Genomic DNA, 17,175 nt, shown 5'->3' on the forward strand with positions numbered 1-17,175 from the left:
CGCCGTATCCGCGTGTCAGTCGACGAAGACCGCGGTCGCGTACACCCAGGCGCCCTCGTGGCGGACGAAGCGGCTCTTCTCGTGGAGTGAGCCGGGCCGCCCGTTGTCCGTGTAGTGCGCACGGAAGGTGACCGTGCCCGTGGTGTGGAACGCGCTGCCCTCGGTCGTCTCCAGCACCTCCAGGCGCACCCAGCGCATCGCGGCATCGAAGTCGACGGTGGGCGGCCGGGTGTCGGGGTGCCAGGTGCGCAGCAGGTACGCCTCGTCCCGGACGACGAAGGCGGCGTACCGGGAGCGCATCAGCGCCTCGCAGCTCGGTGCGGCGGCGGCCCCGGCGTGCAGGCGGCCGCAGCACTGTGCGTAGCCGGCGGGCAGGCCGCAGGGGCACGGTGACTCCGCGGTGACGGCGGGGGTCCGTGCTCCGGCGGCGGGGCGCCCCGGTCGTGTGGTGCGTCGTGACATGCGTCCATTGTGGCCCGCGGTGCGGCCGGCCCGGGGAGCCGGGGGTGCTGCCCGGCCGGCCGTCGGCGCGGGGCCGGGGCCGGGCGTGCGTGCCGGACCCCGCGTGCCCGGCATGATCCGGACGAGAGGCCCTGGATCATGCCTTGCGGGCGACGCCCGCGTAGCCCGGGATCGGGTCGTCGCCGGCGACCTCGATGACCTCGCCGAGCTCCGGGTGCCAGTCCGCGGAGAGCGAGACGCCGGGCTCGACGAGTTCCAGCTCGTCAAAGAAGGTGGTGACCTCGGCGTGGGAGCGCAGGCGCAGCGTCATCCCCCGGGCCCGGTACATGGCGGACGCCTGCGCCGCGCCTTCGGGGTCGAAGTCCCCGGTGGTGTGCGAGAGCACCAGGTAGCTGCCGGGGGCGAGGCGCTCGACGAGGCGGTCGACGAGTTCGGCCGCGCCGTCCTCGTCGCCCAGGAAGTGCAGGAGGGCGAGGAGCGACAGGGCGATCGGCTTGTCGAAGTCGAGCACCCTGCCGGCCTCTTCGAGGATGGCCTCCGGCTTGCGGGCGTCGGCCTGGATGTACTCGGTGGCGCCCTGCGGGGTGGAGCGCAGCAGGGCCGCCGCGTGTGCGAGGACGATGGGGTCGTTGTCGCAGTAGACGATGCGCGCGTCCGGGGCGGTCCGCTGGGCGATCTGGTGGAGATTCGGCTCGGTCGGTATGCCGGTGCCGATGTCGAGGAACTGGCGGATGCCGTTCTCGGCCAGCCATCGGGTGGCCCGGTGCATGAAGGCCCGGTTGACCCGGGCCATGTCCCGCCCCCGCGCGTCGAGGGCGAGCAGCTGGCGGGCCATCTCTTCGTCGACCGGGTAGTTGTCCTTGCCACCGAGGAACCAGTCGTACATCCGGGCGGGATGGGGCTTGGTGGTGTCGATCTCGATGGCTCGGGGGTCGTGCCCGGTCATAGCGCGCTCCATGGGTCCATAGGTCGGCGAACAACAAGAGTGTGAGGCCCGGTCGGCTCCGGCGCTCCGGGTTCGGGCAAGAAACCCGGTGCGGGCGGCCGGGCCGCGACCTCAGGTGAGCAGGAAGTCCGCCTGACCGGACTTGGCTCCCTGGATGAACGCCGCGATCTCACGGGGGGTGTAGATCAGGGCCGGACCGTCGGGATCGGCGGACTGACGCACGGCGATTCTGCCGTCGGACAGCTTCATCGCCTCGACGCAGTTGCCCCCGTTCCCACCGCTCCACGGCTTGTGCCAGCCCTCGGAGCCGAGTTCGGCGGCCGGCATGCCGTTGTATATGGGATCCATCACAGCTCCTTGCGGAAGTCCCGGAGGATTTCCTTCGTGCGTTGTGCAGTCGCGGCCTGAGCCGCCATGCGGTCCATGACTTCGAGGTAGGAGGCCACCTCGGGGCGCGCGTCGAAGTAGACGGCTCCGGTCAGGTACTCGCTGTAGACCATGTCGGGGAGTTCGGGGACGCCGAAGCGGAAGAGGACGAAGGGGCCGTAGGTGCCAGGGTGGTGTCCGGTCGAGAACTCCGCGATCTGGAGCGTCACATGCGGCATCTCGGTCGCTTCGAGCAGCCGGTCGATCTGCTCCCGCATCGCTTCGACGCTGCCGACGGGGCGGCGCAGCACCGTCTCGTCCATCACCACCCACAGCTTCGGGGCGTCCGGTCTGGTGAGCAGGGACTGGCGCTGCATCCGCAGCGCCACATGGCGTTCTATGTCCTCGGGTCTGGTCTGGCCCACGGCTCCGGTGCGCATCACCGAACGCGCGTAGTCCTCGGTCTGCAGCAGTCCGGGGACGAAGTGCGGCTCGTACATGCGCAGGAGGCTCGCGGCGCCCTCCAGGCTGACGTACATGCTGAACCAGTCGGGCAGCACGTCGTGGAACCGCTGCCACCAGCCGGGTTTGTTCGCCTCCTCCGCGAGTTCCACGAAGGCCTCGGCCTCGTCGTCCAGGACGCCGTACGCCTTCAGCAGCATCTGCACATAGGGGATCTTGAGAGCGACCTCGGCGGTCTCCATCCTGCGTATCGTCGCAGGTGCGACCCGCAGCACCTTGGCGGCCTGGTCACGGCTCAGGCCGACGCGCTCCCGCAGATCCTGCAGGCGCTTGCCGAGAACGACCTGACCCACGGTCGGGGCGGACCGCGGTTCGCTCACTTCAGACCTCCCCATGCGCTGTTTGCGAGCAGTGTGCCATGCGCGGGCCACCCAGAACACAGCCACTCTGAAAATTTCAGAGTGCCCCTTGCCAAGTGTTCAGGACAGGGGGAGAGTTGGTGAGTGAACCAGTTCACGAAGTCTCGCCCGCCCTCATTCGCGTGGGAACGCGGAGCGTGACGCAGCCCCCACTGTGAGGAATCGGTTGTGGCACCTGGCAGTGCGCTCATCCCCCGGCTCATGGATCTCAGTCCCGGGACGGAGGCGCTCCGGTACTGCTTCGCCCTGCCCGCGCACCCCGAGTCGGTGGCCGGTGCACGCAGGCTGACCCGCGCCCGGCTCGACAAGTGGCGGCTGGACGCGGACGCCCATGACTCGGCGCTCCTGATCGTTTCCGAGCTGGTCACCAACGCGGTGGTGCACACCATGAGCTCCCGCGTCGTGTGCGAGCTGCGCCGCCTCGACAGGCGGCTGCGCATAGCCGTACAGGACCAAGGACACCAGCCCGGCGGGCCGCAGCTGCGCCGGACCTCCGACGACGAGCACGGACGCGGCCTGCTGCTCGTCGACGCGATGTGCAGCTCCTGGGGTTCCCGCGACGCGGGCAACGGCTCGGGACGCATCGTCTGGGCGGAACTGCCGCACGGCTCGGAGCGCTCATGCTGAAGAACGCCATGTCCCATCTGCTCGGCACCCGGCGCACCCGTGAGCCCCGGCCGCCCGTCGGCGCGACGGGCACGGTGCGGTTGCCGCTGCCGCCCGCGCTGTCGGCGAGCCTGGGCTGTGACGCGGTGGGGGTACCGGCCCGGTACGGCTTCCGGCTGATGTCGCACCTGCCGCGCACGGGCTGCGTGTTCGCGGACGCCGAGCGCTGGTGGTGGATCGTGCCCGCCGGCTCCGACCTCGATCTGGACTGGCCCCCGCAGGCCGCGTACGCGAAGGGGGCGTACGTCCCCGCGGTCCGGCCCCGGCTGATCCACCAGCCGGACAACCGCACGCCGTACACCCCGCCCATCCCGCTCTTCCTGATGGTGTGCCAGGTGACCGGAGTGGCGCCGTCGTGGGCGCCGTCCGGCGGCGAGCGCGCCATCTCCGCCCCCTGACCTGCTGATTCATCTCGCCGGGCCCCGGTCACGCTGCGTTGTCAGTGGCCCGTTCTAGTGTGGCACCACTGATCGAAAAGCCCGCGGCGGAGCGGGCTGCGGGCGGGAAGGGGCGGGGCCGTGCGCCGCTGGGAATACGTCGAGGGCACTGCGTCGAAGTTCTGGGAGACCGAGGCCGAGGGCGCCGTGGTGACGGTGCGCTACGGACGGTGCGGAAGCGACGGACGTACGCAGACCAAGGAGTACGCGTCGGCAGAGGCTGCGACGGCACAGGTCGTCAGGACGATCGCGGAGAAGGAGAAGAAGGGATACCGCGAGGTCGCGGCATCGGCTTCGGCCCCGGCTGCCGCTGTCGCCGCCCCCGCTGCCACCACCCCCGCTCCGGACGACGCCGCGACAGCCGCGGCCGCTCCCGATGCGGTTCGGCAGGAGGACACACCCGTTCTCCCGGACGAGGACACCTTCGCCCTGCCCGCGAACTGGAAGCGGGCGCTCCACCCCCGGCGCGGCGGAGTGCGACGGGGGCCGGCCAGGATCCGGCGGGAGACGTTCGACGCGATCGAGGCCAGGCTCTCGGAAGACGCCTCCTGGATCCGGGAGTTCGCGGACTCTCCCCATTCGGACGCCGCGTCGGCCGAGTCGCTGCGCGCACACCTCGGCGGAAGCCCCTCACCGGCCGGTGCCGCCGCGCTGGCCGCGATCGTGGGCGTATCGGGGTGGGCGGACTTCTGGTCCGAACGCCACGGCCTGCCGTTCGCCGCGGTGACCGCGACCGAGGTGTTCTCGGTCGACGCCGACTGGCAGCAGAGCGGGCTCAAGCGGGGCGCACCCCGGCTGCTGGCGCTCGCGGGCCCCCGCCACTCGTACTGGTCCTGGCACCACCGAGCGCCGATCGACCGGGTCCGTTCGCTGCTCGCCTCGGCCGACGAGGAGACGTACCGGGCGGCGGTCGAGGCACTGGCCAGGTGCCGCACCGATGTGATGCGCAAGATCATCGTTTCCTACCTGGTGCCGAGCGAGACCCACTGGGTGGACGAGCTCTGCGCCGACCCCGCGGTGGGCGCGGAGCAGGACCGCACCCTGCGTGCCATGGTGTTCAGCTCGCTGTACTCGGCCGACCAGCTGGCACTGCTCCCCTACCGCCCGGACTTCACCCTGGGCATCGCGATCATCGCCACGGTGGCCGAGGGCATCGGGCCGGCCGTCTCCCGGCCACTGGCCGCCACCCTCGACGGCAACCACTACTACTCGGACCACGTGAAACTCGCCGCCGAGGCCCTGGCGGAGCTGCCCACCGACGAGGCATTCCTCGGCCTGCTGGCGCATGCGGACTCCAAGCACGTCCGCCCCTCGCTCCTGGAAGCCATGCGCCGCTATCCGGTGCGCGCGGCGCGTCTGCTGGCCGCGGAGGCGGGTGGCGGTTCCGCTGCGGCGTCCCGGTCCTTGCAGCTGCTCCGGAGTCATGTCGGCGCCTGCCGTGAGCTGCTGACGCCGCTGCTCGGCGATCTCGGCCCCGACGTCGTGGAGATCGTCGAACCGCTGCTCAATCCGGCGGACCTGATCGCCGACGCGCCGGCGGACGCCCTGCCGGCGGTGCTGACGGCCCCGCCGTGGTCCCGGCCCCGCACCACCGTCAAGAGCAAGGCGGTGACAGGGCTGACGGCCGTGTCCGAGCCCGCCCTGGAGTGGCTGCCCGAGGAACGGGCCGCCTGGGCGGCCACCTCCTCCTGGTACACCACCAAGCAGAACAAGGGCGATCTCGGCGAGTGCCTCGACGTCCTGCGCCACAACCCGTCCGGGGAAGGTCTGCGACCCGCGTGGGTGTTCGTCCACGGCGACGAGGACGTGGTCGCCCCGCTCCTTGCGGCCTGGGATCCGACCGACCTGTGGGACGCCGAGGACACTCTCAAGCCGATCGCCGCGCGTTTCGGCCTGGCCGCGCTGCCGTTGCTCCTGCGCGCCGTGCCCCGGCAGCCGAGTACGCTCGCCCCGCTGCTGCTCCCGTACGTCGATGTCGAGGTCGCCCGGTCCATGGCCGACTGGGCGGTCCGGCTCAAGTCCACCGCGACCACCGCCCGTGCCTGGTTCACCCGGCACGGCGTGGCGGCCGCCCCGCTCCTGGTGCCGGACGCCGTGGGCAAGGCGGGCACCGCGCGGCGCTCCGCCGAGCAGGCGCTGACGCTGATCGCCACGGTGCACGGCGACGCCGTGGTGCGCGAGGCCGCCCGGGGATACGGCGCGGAGGCGGCGTCCGCGGTCGACGGGCTGCTGGCCGCGGACCCGCTGGAGCGGGCCCTGCCGGTCAGGATGCCGGTGCTGCCGGGCTGGGCGGAGCCCTCGGTGCTGCCGCAGATCCTGGTCCGGTCCGGCGGCGCGCTGCCGGTGGCGTCGGCGCGCCACGCACTGATGATGCTGGCGCTGTCGAGGCCCGGTGAGGTGTATCCGGGAATCGCCGCGCTGACCGAAACGGCCACAGCCGATTCGCTCGCCGAATTCGCCTGGTCCCTCTTCGAGCAGTGGCGGCTGGCGAACATGCCGGCCAAGGAGTCGTGGGCCCTGCACGCGCTGGGCCTGCTGGGTGACGACGGGACGGTCCGCCGGCTCACACCGATCATCCGCGCCTGGCCCGGTGAGGGGGCACACCACCGGGCGGTGGAAGGGCTCGACGTGCTGGCGTCCATCGGCAGCGACGTGGCGCTGCTGCATCTGCACGGCATCTCGCAGCGGGTGAAGTTCAAGGCGCTCAAGGTGCGGGCCCAGGAGAAGATCGCCGAGGTCGCCGCGGGGCTGGGGCTGACCGGGGAGCAGCTCTCCGACCGTCTGGTCCCGGACTTCGGCCTGGACCCGGACGGCTCTACGGTCGTCGACTACGGCACCCGTTCGTTCACGGTCGGTTTCGACGAGCAGCTGCGCCCGTACGTGCTGGACGGTGAAGGCAAGCTCCGCAAGGACCTCCCGAAGCCGGGCGCCCGGGACGACGCGGAGCTCGCCCCCGCGGAGCGCAAGCGGTTCATGGCGCTCAAGAAGGACGTCCGGACGGTCGCCTCGGACCAGGTGAGGCGGCTGGAGGCCGCGATGGTGGCCGGACGGTCCTGGACGGCCCAGGAGTTCCAGGAGCTGTTCGTCGGTCATCCGCTGCTGTGGCACCTGGTGCGCCGGCTGGTGTGGCTGAGCGGGACGGAGGGTGCGCAGCGCACGGCGTTCCGGGTCGCGGAGGACCGCACGTTCGCCGACGCCGAGGACGATGTCTTCGTCCTGCCCGACGACGCGACCGTGTGGCTCGCGCACCCGCTGCACCTGGGCGACGAACTGGCGGCCTGGGCCGAGGTGTTCGCCGACTACGAGATCCTCCAGCCGTTCCCGCAGCTCGGGCGCACCGTGCTCACGCTGCCCGAGGGGGAGGCCGGGGAGTACCGGCTCACCCGGTTCGAGGGCCTGAAGGTGCCGATCGGGAAGGTGCTCGGGCTGGAGCGGCGCGGCTGGCGACGCGGTGTCCCGCAGGACGCCGGGGTGGAGCGCTGGATCTCCAAGCGGCTGAGCGACGACTGCTACCTCGTGATCGCGCTGGACCCCGGCATCGCGGTCGGTGTGGTCGACATGTTCCCCGAGCAGGTTCTGGAGACGGTCTGGCTCGACGATCGGCCCGACGACCACTGGACGCGGCGCACCCACTCGCTCCGGTTCACCGGGCTGGACGCGGTGACCCTGTCCGAACTCCTCGTCGACCTGGCCGAACTCACCGAGGGCGGCGCATCGTGACCGGGCGGGACGCGATCAGGGGCGAAGCGCCGGACGGCGGTGCGGCACCGGTGCAGCGGCCCCCGGCCGAGGTGCGGTACGCCGAGGAACTGGCGTACCTGCGGGCGGACGACCGCGATCCGCGTCCGCCCGGCTGGGAACTGAGTCTGCGTGCCGCGCGCCGGTTCGTCATCGGTGACGTGGAGACGGGCATCGGCCGGAAGTTCGTCGGCAACCCCTCCCTGGTGGACCGGGCTCTGGTGACGCTGGCGACGAACCGCGGCCTGATGCTGGTCGGAGAGCCGGGCACCGCCAAGTCGCTGCTGTCCGAACTGATCGCGGCAGCGGTCAGCGGGGACTCGACGCTGACGGTGCAGGGCGGTGCGGCCACCACCGAGGACCAGATCAAGTACGGCTGGAACTACGCGCTGCTGGTCGCCGAGGGGCCCTCCACCCGGTCGCTCGTCCCCGCCCCGATGCTGCGCGGCATGGCGGAGGGCAGGCTCGTCCGGTTCGAGGAGATCACCCGCTGTCCGCTGGAGGTGCAGGACTCACTGCTGTCGCTGCTCTCCGAGCGGGTGGTGGCCATCCCCGAGCTGGCCGGGCCCGACGGCATGGTCTTCGCCCGGCAGGGTTTCAATGTCATCGCCACGGCCAACACCCGGGACCGGGGTGTCAACGAGATGAGCGCCGCCCTCAAGCGGCGGTTCAACTTCGAGACGGTCTTCCCGATCCCCGACCTGGACACCGAACTGGCCCTGGTGGAGGCCGAGGTGACGACCCTGCTGCGGCGCTCCGGGGTGGAGCCGCCGCCGGACCGGGAGGTGCTGGAGGTCCTGGTCGGTACGTTCCGGGAACTGCGCGCGGGGGCCGGTGAGCGGGGCGGGTCCGGCTCCGGTCAGGACCGGCCCTCGGCCGTGATGAGTACGGCGGAGGCCGTGTCCGTCGCCCATGCCGTCGGGGTGCGCGGCTGGTTCCTGCGCGGCGAGCCCGGCAGTGCCGCCGATGTGGTGGCCTGTCTGGCCGGTACGGCGGCGAAGGACAGCCCGGAGGACCTGGCCCGGTTGCGGCGCTATCTGGAGCAGCAGGTGCCGCACCGTCGCGGTCCGCAGTGGAAGGCCCTGCACGACGCACGCCATCTGCTGGCCGACTGATGTCCGCGGTGTTCCTGGGGGTGCGTCACCACTCCCCCGCCTGCGCACGGCTGGTCGAGCGGACCATCGGTGAGCTCCGGCCCGCCCAGGTGCTGATCGAGGGCCCCGCCGAGATGAACGGGCGGCTGGACGAACTGCTGCTCGGGCACGAGCTGCCGGTCGCGGTGTTCAGTCACTACCGCGACGGGGAGCGGGCCGCGACGTCCTGGGCCCCGCTGTGCGACTACTCGCCGGAGTGGGTCGCGCTGCGGGCGGGGCGGGCGGCCGGGGCGGAGGTCCGCTTCATCGATCTGCCGGCCTGGCATCCGGCCTTCGCCGAGCGCACCAATCGCTATGCCGACGCGGAGGCGCGCCATGCCCAGGCCACGGAGCGGCTGTGCCGGCACTTCGCGGTGGACTCCTCCGACGTTCTGTGGGACCGCCTGTTCGAGGTCGAGCCGGAAGAGGGTCTCGCCGAGCGGCTCGACGCGTACTTCGCGCTGGTCCGGGGCGACGCGGAGGCCGACGCGGGCGACCGGGCCCGGGAGACGTACATGGCCGCGTGGGTGCGCGCGGCGGTGGATGCTGCCGGGAACCGGCCGGTTCTGGTGGTCACCGGTGGCTTCCACCAGCCCGCGCTCCGTGCGCTCGCCGGGTCCGGTGAGCCGGGCGGCGACGGCTGGGATCGGGGCGAGGACGGCTGGCCCAGCGTGCCCGCCGCACCGGACGACGCCATGGCCGGGAGCTTCCTCGTGCCGTACTCCTTCCGGCAGTTGGACGCCTTCGCCGGGTACCAGTCGGGGATGCCGTCGCCCGGCTACTACCAGCGGGTGTGGGAGGAGGGTCCCGAGGCCGCGGCGGACGGCTTGCTGCGGGTGGTCGTCGAGCGGCTGCGGGCGCGGAAGTTCCCGGTGTCCACCGCCGATCTGATCGCCGCCCGGAGCCTGGCCCAGGGACTCACGGCGCTGCGCGGCCATCCGCGCCCCGCCAGGATCGATGTGCTGGACGGCCTGGCGGGCGCCCTGATCACGGACGACCTGGACCGCCCGCTGCCGTGGACGGGCCGGGACACCGTGACGGCGGGCACCCATCCCGTGGTGGTCGAGATGGTCGCGGCCTGCGGCGGCGACCGCACCGGGCGGCTCCATCCCGGCACTCCGGCGCCGCCCCTGGTCCACGACGTCGCGGCGCAGCTGGCCGGGCTGGCGCTGGACGGCGGTCCGGAGGCCACGTACCGCCTCGACCTCACGGACGCCGCCGGTCTGGAACGCAGCCGGACGCTCCACCGGCTACGGGTGCTGGGGATCCCCGGCCACGTCAGGACCTCCGGTCCCGCGCACGGTGCCGACCCGGTGTTCACCGAGCTCTGGGAGGCGCGGCCCGTCGTGGGGCGCGAGGCCGCGCTGGTGGAGGCGGGCGCGTACGGGGCGACGCTGGCCGAGGCGGCGGCCGTCGCGCTCACCGGGCGGACGCGGGCCGGCTCGGCGGAGGCCGGTCACCTGGCGCAGGCGCTGTTCGACGCCGTGCTGTGCGGGGCCGACGGCCTGTCGGATCAACTGCTCGGCGAACTCGCCTGCCGGGTACGTGAGTTGCCCATGCCCGGTCCGCTCGGAGAGGTGCTCGCCACGGCGCTCGGGCTGTGGCGGCACGACCGGGTCTACGGCATGGCGCACGGTCCACTGCTCGGCACCGTGATCGACGGGGCGACGGAGCGGCTGCTGTGGCTCCTGGAGGGCGCGCGCGGCTCGTCGGGGGTGGACTTCTCCCGGCTGCGGGCCGTGGTCGCGGTGCGCGACGCGGTGCTGCACGCACCGGAGCTGCTCTCCTCGACCCGGGAGACCACGGCCGGCATCGCCTGGCGGATCGCGGGCGATCCCGAGGCACCGATCGATCTGCGCGGGGCCGCGTTCGGACTGCACCGCTCGCTCGGGCAGGTCCCGGGCGCGGCCGGAGACCCGGCCGAGGCGGTGCGCACCGTGGCGAGGGCCGGTACGGACGCCCTCGGCGACTGGCTGGCCGGGCTGTTCGCGCTCGCCCGCGACGAGGTGACGGGCGCGGTGGGCAGCGACGACGGCGAGGGTGCCGAATCGCTGATCGATGTGCTGGACGGCCTGGTCTGCGCACTGCCCGACGACGCGTTCCTGTCCGGACTGCCCGCGCTGCGGCAGGCCTTCGCGTTCTTCCCGCCGCGCGAACGGGACCGGATCGCCGGCCGTCTGCTGGAACGGCGTGGGGTGCGCGGCTCGTCGCGTTCCCTGCTGCGTACCACCGCGGACCCGCTGCTGATCGCCCGGGCCCGCGCCCTGGAGGAATCCGTGTCCCGCCTGCTGGTCCGATACGAACTGGAAGCCACCCCATGACCACGCCCGAACAAGCTCCCGGCCGGGCACCTGTGCCCCAAGAGGGGACCGGCACGGCTCCCGACGCGGGCCTGGAGCGGTGGCGGCTGGTCCTCGGCTCCGCCGCCGAACGGCACACCGGGCCGCTCGGTCCGGGCAACGCCGGTCGCGACGCCGCCCTCGACTGGCTCTACGGCCGCGACCCCGACCTCGCCCGACGGGGGGTGCGCCGTTCCGGCACCACCTCCCGGGAGGGCGGCGACGGCCCGTCCGCGGTGACCGCCATCGACTGGCTCGACGACATCCACCGGCTCTTCCCGAAGGAGACCATCGAGCGTCTGGAGCGCGACGCCGTCGAGAAGTACGGGATCCAGGAGATCGTCACCGATCCCGCGGTGCTGGAGCGGGTCGAGCCGAGCCAGACCCTGCTCCGTGCCGTGCTGCGCACCAAGCATCTGATGAACCCGCAGGTGCTGCGGCTGGCCCGGCGCATCGTCGAGTCGGTGGTGAAGCAGCTCCTTGCCAGGCTCCGGCCGGAGGTCCGCCGGGCGTTCCACGGCACCCGCTCCCGCAGGCCGAGCCGGGTTCCGCTGGCGAGGGACTTCGACTTCCGGCAGACCGTGAAGGCCAACCTCGCCCACTACCAGCCCGCCGAACGGCGGCTGCTCATCGAGCGCGCCCACTTCCACTCCCGTACCCGGCGCCATGTGACGCAGTGGCAGCTGATCCTGCTGGTCGACCAGTCGGGTTCGATGGCCGGATCGGTGATCCACTCCGCGGTGACCGCCGCCTGCCTGTGGGGTCTGCCCGGCCTCAGGACGCACCTGGTCGCCTTCGACACCCAGGTGGTGGACCTGACCGCCGACGTGACCGATCCGGTGGAGCTGCTGATGCGCGTCCAGCTGGGCGGCGGCACCGATATCGCGCGGGCGGTGGAGTACGGCGCGGGCCTGGTGGAGAACCCCCGGCGCACGATCGTCGCGCTGATCACCGACTTCTACGAGGGCGGCGACCCCTACCGGCTGGTGCGGGCGGTGCGGGGGCTGGTGGAGCAGGGCTCGACCGTGCTGGGGCTGGCCGCGCTCGACGAGGACGCCGAGCCGGACTACGACCGGCTGACGGCCGGGCAACTGGCCTCGGCCGGGGCGCACATCGGGGCGATGACACCGGGCCGGCTCGCCGAGTTCGTGGCCGAGAGGCTGGGCAGATGACCGACGCGGGAACCAGCGCCGCCGTGCGCGCCGATCTGCTCGCCCTCACTCCGGAGACCCTCGCCGCACTGGCCAACCGCGGCCTGGTCAAGCGTGCCACGAAGGAGCTGGACACGGGGACGGTGCCTGTTCTCACGACCGATCCGGACACCACGGTGCGCGCCCGCTTCGCCGACGGCACCACCGCGGCACTGCCGCCCGGCACCGGTCTGGACGAGGGCGACTGCAGCTGTGCCGCACCCGGCGTGTGCCGCCACCTCATCGCCCTGGTGCTGGCCCATCAGCGCGGCGCCGCGGCCGATCCGGAGGGCGCCCCCGCCACGTTCACCGACTGGTCCCCCGGCGGCACCGGCGACGTGGCTCTGAGCGAGGCCGTCGGCGCCCGTCCCCTCGCCGCGGCCCGGCGCACCTTCGAGCGGGGATACGCCGCCGTGGTGCACCGTCCCTCCCCCGATCGTCCCGAGCCCCGGGTCGAGCTCCCCTCCTGCGCGGTGCGTTTCCCGGTCCCCGGCGAGATCGCCCACGCCTTGACGGACGCGGCGGCCGCGCTGCGCGGCGAGGTGGTGGCGCTCGCGGTATGGGCGTTCCGGGCCGCCGACGCCATGGACTCCGCGGAGCGCTCCGTACCCGTCCAGGTCGGTGGCCGTCCCACCGCACCGGCCACGGCCCTGCCCGCTCTCGACGCCGCCGTGGGGCTGGTGGACGAGCTGCTCGCGGAGGGCGTGGCCCATGTCGGGCCGGTGCACGGCGGAACCCTGGCGCGTGCCGGTGCCGCGCTGACCGCCGCGTCGATGCACTGGCCGGCGGGCGCAGTCGCCGAGCTGGCGGACCAGCTCACCGCGTACGCCGACCGCGCCGCGCACTACCGCCCGGAGTCGGTCGCCGCCCTGCTCACCGAGGTGCACGCCCGGCGGCGGGCCGCCGCGCACCCCGGTGTGCTCGGTACCCGCGAGGCCGGGGACACCCCGCTGCGCCGGGTCCGGCTCGTCTCGCTCGGCTGCCGCGTCCACGGCACCACGCAGTCCCTGGTCTCCGAGGTGTACTTCGCCCACCCCGGCGCGGGCACCGTCCTCGTGCTGCGCAAGACCTGGACGGCCCCCGAGGGCAAGGAGCTCTCCGCCCACCAGCTGGCCACCCGTCGTCTCCTGGCCACACCGCTGGGCTCGCTGGCCACCGGAAGCCTGGTCAGCGAGAGCGTCCGGCGCACCCCGAGCCGAGCGCTGACGGTCGCCCGGGGCAGGCTCGGCACGACCACCATCACTCCGGTCGGCGCCGCCTGGACGGAGCTTCCCGACCCGTTGCTCGTACGGGATCTGACCGCCCTGACGGCGGGCTGGGACGGCAGGCCGCCCCGGCTGATCCGGCCGCGGGTCGAGGCGGAGGCGGTCCATGTCGTGGCACTGTCGGAGGTGGAGAGCGTCGGTTACGACCCGGCCGAGCAACGCCTCGAAGCCGTGGTGCGCGACGCGGCGGGGACCCGGGCGCTGGTGACGTCGGAGTACCGGCCGGAGTGCCCCGGCGCGCTGGACGCCCTGGCCGACGCGCTGGAGGGCGGCGCCACACACATCAGCGGTTCGCTGCACCGGTCCGGCGGCGGAGTCCGGATCGATCCGCTCGCGGTGCTCACCCCGGCGGGGACGGTCGTGCCCGATCTCGCCGCGGGTGACGGCTCCACGGCGCTGGCGGCGGTGGGACGACGCCCGTCCGAACCGCTGACGGCGGCGCTGGAGGAGGCGGTGTCCGCCATGGCGGCGGTGCCGCACAGCGGGCTGCGCCATCTGAACGTCCCCGCCCGCGCCCGGATCGACGAAGCGGCGACTGCGCTGTCCCGCACCGGCCTGGCCCTCGCCGCGACCCTGCTGCGCGCCTTCACCGAAACCCTGGACGACGGGGCCGTACCGGACGAGGAGGCCCTCGCCGCCCGCTCCGGGGCGTGGCTGTCGGCCCAGCTCCACCTCCTGGTCAGCAGCGAACTGCGTTCGTCCGGAGCGGGCTGAGGGCCCTGTGGGACGTCAGGGCCGGTTGAGGTAGGCGAGACCGGGATGGACCTTGGTGTATCCGTCGACGAGGCGGCCGGCCACGGTCACCGAGTCGACCAGCGGGTGGAGTGCAAAGGCCTTCACGGCGGCGGCCCGGGACCCGCTCCCCGCCGCGTCCAGCACCGCGCGCTCGACGCCCTTGACCGCGGTGACGAGTCCGACGGCGTGGTACGGGAGCGGGTCGGCGGCGACCGGATGGGCGCCGTTGGCGTCGACCAGGCACGGCGCCTCGATCACGGCGTCCGCGTCGAGCACCGAAAGCGTGGTGCGGTTGCGGACGTTGAGGATGAGCGAGGTCCGTTCGTTGCGGGCGACGGCCCGCATGAGGGCGAGCGCCACCTGCTCGTAGCCGCCGGACTCCAGATCGCTCTCGTCCCGCTCGCCGACCCCGGCGACCTCCCTGTTCTCCGACATGTAGGTGGCCTCGCGCTCGGCGCGGGTGCGGTCCCAGGCGGACAGGGCGGGGGTGGCGGGATCCTTCATCCGGGCGTAGAAACCCTCCTGCTGCTCGCGGAGGAAGGCGCCGCGGGTCTGCTCGGCGTCCTGGTAGGCACGTACCGCTTCCCGGTTGAAGTAGTAGTAGTGCAGGTATTCGTTGGGGACGGCGCCCAGCGACCGCAGCCAGTCGGTGCCGAAGAGCCTGCCCTCCTCGAAGGAGCCGAGGAGTTCCGGGTCCGCGAGCAGCCCGGGGAGTTCGTCCCGGCCGTCGACGTACAGTCCGCGGACCCAGCCCAGGTGGTTGAGCCCGATGTAGTCGATCCGGGCCCGGTCGGGGTCGGCACCGAGCACCCGGGCGATGCGGCGGCCGAGGCCCACCGGCGAGTCGCAGATGCCGATGACCCGGTCGCCCAGGTGACGGGACATGGCCTCGGTGACCAGACCGGCCGGGTTGGTGAAGTTGATGACCCAGGCCTCGGGGGCGAGCCGCGCGATGCGCTGTGCGAGGTCGACGGCGACCGGCACGGTGCGCAGGCCGTACGCGATGCCGCCGGCGCCGACCGTCTCCTGGCCGAGTACGCCTTCGTCGAGGGCCACCCGTTCGTCGGCCGCCCGGCCTTCGAGTCCGCCGACCCGGATCGCCGAGAACACGAAGTCGGCGCCGCGCAGTGCTTCGTCGAGTTCGGTGGTGGCGGTGACGGTGGGCGCGTCGGGTACGCCGGCGGCCTGTTCGCCGAGGACCCGGGCCACGGCGGTGAGCCGGTCGGCGTCGGTGTCGTAGAGGGTGACCGCCGTTACGCGGCCTTCGGCATGGTCGGCGAGCAGCGCCCCGTACACGAGTGGAACCCGGAATCCGCCGCCGCCCAGAATTGTCAGCTTCACGCTTGTGCATGGTACGGCCCGGGGCCGTGTCCGCGAAGGAGCGCCGTCTGCCCGCAGGGCGGGCTGGACTTCGCGGACACGGCCCCGGAGCGGCTCGGGTCAGCCGCCGCTCCACCAGCGCGAAACGGCCCGCCACAGCCGCGTCGGCGCGGACTCGCCGCGCTGCTGCGGGATCCGGCCGACGGCGGCCGGTGCGAAGGACGCGCCCTCCGGCTCCTCGACAGCGGTGGCTGTCGCGCCCGTGGCCGGGGCGCGCCCGGGGGTGGGTGCGGTGTGCCGGACCGTCGACTGGACTTCCCAGTCCTCGCGCGGCGGGTTGGGCCGCCCCATGGACGGCGGCTCCTTGTCGTCCTGCGGGGCGCGCGTGGCGAAGTCCGCCGGGAGCTCCACCAGGTGCCGGCCCATGATGTTCCCGATCCAGCTCAGCTCGCTCTCCTCGACGGCGAGTTCGAGGTCGGGCAGTCGCATCAGCAGGGCGTCGACGCCGACGTCCGCGATGGCGCGTCCGATGTCCTGGCCGGGGCATTCGTGGGGGCCGCCGCTGAACGCGAGGTGGGCGCGGTTGCCCGCCATGTCGGCGGTCAGATCGGGCCGGACCACCGGGTCGGTGTTGGCCGGTGCGATGCCGACGATCAGCGCGTCGCCGGCCTTGATCTGCTTGCCGCCGAGCTCGGTGTCCCCGACCGCCCAGCGTCCGAAGACCGCGGTGAACGGCGGTTCGTCCCACAGTGTCTGCTCGACCGCCTCGGGCACCGTCATGTGCCCGCCGCTGAGCCTGGCCCGGAAGCGCGGGTCGGTGAGCACCATGCGCAGGACGTTGGCGATCAGGTTGGCGGTCGCCTCGTAGGAGGCGATGAGGATCAGCCGGAGGTGCTCGCTGACCTCCTGGTCGTTCAGGCCGGCGGGGTGCTCGACGAGCCAGGTGGCGAAGTCGTCCGCGGGTTCGCGCCGGCGGCGCTGGACGAGCCGGGTCAGCGCGTCGAGCACATAGGCGTTGCTCGCGACGGCGGTCGCCGTGCCGCGGGTCATGTCGCGGGCGGCCTGGACCATCCGGTCGTTGTACTCCTCGGGCATGCCGATGATCGCGCACATCACCATCATCGGCAGCCGCTCGGCGAACTGGCTGACCAGGTCGACGCGGCCCTGCTGGCAGAACTCGTTGACGAGCCGGTTGCTGTAGCGGTTGACGTGGCGGCGGACGCCGCGGGTGTCGATCCGGCCCATGCTGTCGGTGACCGCGCCGCGCAGGCGCTCGTGGGTGGCGCCGTCGGCGAACACGCACATCGGCTGCCAGGTGAAGATCGGGGCCAGCGGGTGGTCCGGGGCGACGCTGCCGTCCTGCAGGGCCCGCCACCGCCGGGAGTCGCGGGAGAACTGCGAGGGCGTACGGGTCATGTGCAGGTTCTCGCTGTGCCCGAGGACCAGCCAGGCGGGCACGTCCCCGTGAAGCAGCACGGGGGCCACGGTGCCGTGTTCGGCGCGCAGCTTGTCATAGAGCCCGTGGGGGTCCCGCTCGGCCTCCGGGCCGTAGAACCGGCGCAGCCCGCCGGGGCCGATGCCGAGGCCGTGGGCCGGGCATCCGGGGGGCGGAACCGGCCCCTGGGCCGCTCCGGGCTCGTAGTGGAATGGGGTTGTCACGATCGCTCCAGGGATCAGGCTTCCAAGTACCGGACTGA

General features: G+C 73.0%; 13 protein-coding genes. 7 read left to right on the forward strand and 6 right to left on the reverse strand.

The window, feature by feature from the left end:
- Positions 1 to 15: 15 nt before the first annotated feature.
- The 4 genes from AB0D53_RS26435 to AB0D53_RS26450 form a co-directional block, all read right to left on the reverse strand.
- Positions 16 to 462: a YchJ family metal-binding protein gene (locus AB0D53_RS26435; protein ID WP_362450830.1), complete on the reverse strand. Its 447-nt coding sequence runs from the start codon at positions 460 to 462 to the stop codon at positions 16 to 18.
- A 136-nt stretch (positions 463 to 598) separates the two neighbouring features.
- On the reverse strand, positions 599 to 1,408 hold the full coding sequence (locus AB0D53_RS26440; protein ID WP_362450833.1) for an SAM-dependent methyltransferase: 810 nt from the start codon (positions 1,406 to 1,408) through the stop codon (positions 599 to 601).
- A 111-nt stretch (positions 1,409 to 1,519) separates the two neighbouring features.
- Positions 1,520 to 1,756: a DUF397 domain-containing protein gene (locus tag AB0D53_RS26445; protein ID WP_072485026.1), complete on the reverse strand. Its 237-nt coding sequence runs from the start codon at positions 1,754 to 1,756 to the stop codon at positions 1,520 to 1,522.
- The gene (locus AB0D53_RS26450; RefSeq protein WP_362450836.1) at positions 1,756 to 2,616 is read right to left on the reverse strand and encodes a helix-turn-helix transcriptional regulator; all 861 of its coding nucleotides are present in this window, start codon (positions 2,614 to 2,616) and stop codon (positions 1,756 to 1,758) included. Before AB0D53_RS26450 ends, AB0D53_RS26445 begins: the two co-directional genes overlap by 1 nt.
- Positions 2,617 to 2,823: 207 nt before the next feature.
- On the opposite strand from AB0D53_RS26450, the gene AB0D53_RS26455 reads away from it, so the two are divergent.
- The 7 genes from AB0D53_RS26455 to AB0D53_RS26485 all read left to right on the forward strand — a co-directional run bounded on the left by AB0D53_RS26455 (position 2,824) and on the right by AB0D53_RS26485 (position 14,137).
- Positions 2,824 to 3,282 (forward strand): ATP-binding protein, encoded by a 459-nt coding sequence (locus tag AB0D53_RS26455; RefSeq protein WP_072485028.1) that lies wholly within the window; start codon positions 2,824 to 2,826, stop codon positions 3,280 to 3,282.
- Positions 3,276 to 3,719, forward strand: coding sequence for a hypothetical protein (locus AB0D53_RS26460; RefSeq protein ID WP_362450839.1), 444 nt, complete (start codon positions 3,276 to 3,278; stop codon positions 3,717 to 3,719). The genes AB0D53_RS26455 and AB0D53_RS26460 overlap by 7 nt, the downstream gene beginning before the upstream one ends.
- Before the next feature lie 120 nt (positions 3,720 to 3,839).
- Complete coding sequence (locus tag AB0D53_RS26465) at positions 3,840 to 7,478, forward strand: DUF4132 domain-containing protein (RefSeq protein WP_362450842.1); 3,639 nt, start codon at positions 3,840 to 3,842, stop codon at positions 7,476 to 7,478.
- Positions 7,475 to 8,611, forward strand: coding sequence for an AAA family ATPase (locus AB0D53_RS26470; protein WP_362450844.1), 1,137 nt, complete (start codon positions 7,475 to 7,477; stop codon positions 8,609 to 8,611). The genes AB0D53_RS26465 and AB0D53_RS26470 overlap by 4 nt, the downstream gene beginning before the upstream one ends.
- Entirely contained in the window at positions 8,611 to 10,950 is a 2,340-nt protein-coding gene (locus AB0D53_RS26475; protein WP_362450846.1) for a DUF5682 family protein, read from the forward strand. Before AB0D53_RS26470 ends, AB0D53_RS26475 begins: the two co-directional genes overlap by 1 nt.
- The gene (locus AB0D53_RS26480; RefSeq protein ID WP_362450848.1) at positions 10,947 to 12,140 is read left to right on the forward strand and encodes a VWA domain-containing protein; all 1,194 of its coding nucleotides are present in this window, start codon (positions 10,947 to 10,949) and stop codon (positions 12,138 to 12,140) included. The genes AB0D53_RS26475 and AB0D53_RS26480 overlap by 4 nt, the downstream gene beginning before the upstream one ends.
- Positions 12,137 to 14,137 (forward strand): hypothetical protein, encoded by a 2,001-nt coding sequence (locus tag AB0D53_RS26485; RefSeq protein WP_362450850.1) that lies wholly within the window; start codon positions 12,137 to 12,139, stop codon positions 14,135 to 14,137. Before AB0D53_RS26480 ends, AB0D53_RS26485 begins: the two co-directional genes overlap by 4 nt.
- A gap of 15 nt (positions 14,138 to 14,152) precedes the next feature.
- Here AB0D53_RS26485 and AB0D53_RS26490 read toward each other — a convergent pair whose 3' ends face one another.
- Together AB0D53_RS26490 and AB0D53_RS26495 are read right to left on the reverse strand one after the other, a co-directional pair.
- Complete coding sequence (locus AB0D53_RS26490; protein ID WP_362450853.1) at positions 14,153 to 15,499, reverse strand: 6-phospho-beta-glucosidase; 1,347 nt, start codon at positions 15,497 to 15,499, stop codon at positions 14,153 to 14,155.
- A gap of 99 nt (positions 15,500 to 15,598) precedes the next feature.
- Complete coding sequence (locus AB0D53_RS26495) at positions 15,599 to 17,137, reverse strand: cytochrome P450 (RefSeq protein WP_362450855.1); 1,539 nt, start codon at positions 17,135 to 17,137, stop codon at positions 15,599 to 15,601.
- Between the last annotated feature and the right edge of the window lie 38 nt (positions 17,138 to 17,175).

Source organism: Streptomyces sp. NPDC048295 (assembly GCF_040652135.1).
In the GTDB taxonomy this organism is placed as follows: Bacteria; Actinomycetota; Actinomycetes; order Streptomycetales; family Streptomycetaceae; genus Streptomyces.